Origin of the sequence: Bartonella sp. AU16XJBT, assembly GCF_028618665.1 — a bacterium.
Classification (GTDB): domain Bacteria; phylum Pseudomonadota; class Alphaproteobacteria; order Rhizobiales; family Rhizobiaceae; genus Bartonella.
Genome location: NZ_JAQITF010000058.1, coordinates 1 through 2,061 on the forward strand (window position 1 = coordinate 1; position 2,061 = coordinate 2,061).

4 protein-coding genes are annotated in these 2,061 nt (G+C 34.5%); 1 reads left to right on the forward strand and 3 read right to left on the reverse strand.

The annotated features are described in order from the left end of the window. The 3 genes from PVV66_RS09440 to PVV66_RS09450 form a co-directional block, all read right to left on the reverse strand. On the reverse strand, window positions 1-475 hold a 475-nt coding region (locus PVV66_RS09440), incomplete at its 3' end, for an antA/AntB antirepressor family protein (RefSeq protein WP_273761003.1). A 50-nt stretch (window positions 476-525) separates the two neighbouring features. After that, the gene (locus PVV66_RS09445) at window positions 526-939 is read right to left on the reverse strand and encodes a hypothetical protein (RefSeq protein ID WP_273761004.1); all 414 of its coding nucleotides are present in this window, start codon (window positions 937-939) and stop codon (window positions 526-528) included. A 240-nt stretch (window positions 940-1,179) separates the two neighbouring features. Continuing rightward, the gene (locus PVV66_RS09450) at window positions 1,180-1,500 is read right to left on the reverse strand and encodes a helix-turn-helix transcriptional regulator (RefSeq protein ID WP_273761005.1); all 321 of its coding nucleotides are present in this window, start codon (window positions 1,498-1,500) and stop codon (window positions 1,180-1,182) included. 102 nt (window positions 1,501-1,602) lie between these two features. On the opposite strand from PVV66_RS09450, the gene PVV66_RS09455 reads away from it, so the two are divergent. Beyond that, the gene (locus PVV66_RS09455) at window positions 1,603-1,935 is read left to right on the forward strand and encodes a hypothetical protein (protein ID WP_273761006.1); all 333 of its coding nucleotides are present in this window, start codon (window positions 1,603-1,605) and stop codon (window positions 1,933-1,935) included. Window positions 1,936-2,061 lie beyond the last annotated feature (126 nt).

Sequence of the window (2,061 nt, forward strand, 5' to 3'; positions counted from 1 at the left end):
CATCAGCGCGTTGCAAGCTTTCCAAAGCCATTGCTTTTGGTTTTAAATATTCAATGATAGTATCTTGTCGATCTATTTGACTTTGTAGGTAATTCAAAAAGCCCATCATAGCTTTTGGACTTGAATAGTCGATTTGTTGTGGTGTTAGTGCCTGCTTTGCACGTCGCTCACATTCGATAAAGTATAAACGGGCCTCTCTACCTTTCTTATTGTTCTCAATCATAGAAAGTTCTTTGGCTACGTTTAGAGTGAGAGCATAATCTTTAGAAGGACGACCACCTTGGAGGTTTTCCCCAAAATTGGGTAAAACTAAATAATCCTTATTTTCTAATAAGTTATATTTTTTGATGCGGTCTTTAATCCAAGTAGAGAAATGTTTACCTACCTCTAAAAAGGCATGCAATTCACGTGCGTTGACTGTTTGAACGCTTTCGTCGTTAATGGTGTTATTTGTAATAGTGATAGGATTATCCATTTTTATGATCTCTTTTAATTACCAATATTGATAAGAGAAGGGTGGCGCTCTTAACAGCCCCTTATGTAGTATGACGGATAGTCTGGAATGACATCACAAAGACGCAACTTGTTTTGTTCTTCATAAGTCCCGTACATTTTGTCTTGATATTCAAGCCATCTGATTTCGTTTAAAAAAATACTGTATGCGCCGCTGTGTAGAACAAAGTCGTGAGGTATGTTTTCATTAAAGCACTGTTCTTCACGTTCTTTAAGATAAAGTTCTGCGATCTCTTCAGAGATATCTTCGCGCTGTTTAGTCGTTTTTTCTACCCGCAGGATTTGAACAGCATTATCAGCTTTATCGATAAAGTCGATAATGTCCTTTTCTTCTAAGAAAGGACCCGATTTTGCGAGATTTTGTTCTTCATTTTCGCAGATGACTAAGAGAATTTCATCAGAATTTATAAACACTGGTTTCTTCACAAATGCCTCCATAGAGCCTATTGGCAACGGTTGTTTTATAGGATATGGAGAAATTAATACGTTTTTCGTAATCATGTGTCAATAGATAAAATACGAAAAACGTATTTTTTTATTTTTATAAAACCTATTCGATTTTGTTTATTATCATTAATGTTAATGAGGTGTTTATGATAAAAAGTATAAAAGAAAAGCAGCTAGCCATCATGCTAAATAAATTAACCGAATGCGAGAAAAAAGCTTTTATGAACTTCTTGCTGCGAGCAGAGATTTTAAAAGATCCTCGACAATCTTCTTTTCAGAATCATTCGCTTGTGAATATAAATAAAGAAAATCATCAGAGTAAGGTCCAGAAATAGGTGAAGAATCTTTAAAAAACTCCATAATTTTAACTAATTCATCTGCCTTAATATCCCTCATTTCCCTATTTGTATTAAGATTAATCATATTGGATATAGCTGGTCTTCTTATACCAAGATGGGCGGCAAGCTTAGCTTGGCTCCCTCGCCCCATTTTATCAAGTTCTTTTTTTATCCAAATTTTTAGCTCTTTTTGCCTAATCATAATTAAGTTTATTCCTTATTTTTAAAGTCCTTACAATATAAAAAATATAATGATACGTTTTTCGTATTGACTAAATATTTTGGATATCGTATTTTTATCGCTATGATAAAAACATATACGAAAACCGCAAAACTCATAATTGAGTATCTAGGTGGGTATAAAAAAGTTGCTAATATTGTTAATCGCAATGTTATTGTAATTAGAAAATGGGCTTACCCTTTTGAAAAGCGAGAGGGTAAAGGCGGAATTATACCTGCTAAATACCAAATTATACTTTTAGATTACGCCCGTGAGCATGGGATAGATTTGCGTCCAGAAGATTTTTTTTATCCCGAGCGCTTGCAGACATTAATGCAAGAGCAACAAATGCCCCCAATGTCAAAATTTACAAAAAGTTCCGGCGTTAATAACGCGGGTAATAATTTACAGCCTTAAGGAGATCAAAATGAGTTTAAATGAAATGATAGCGATCGTTGTGTGTGTGGTGTTTGGAGTCTTGCTTTTATGCGGAGTGATGTTTCGCTTTGCTTTGTATTATCGAGATCAAGTTAAGGCGCTTAA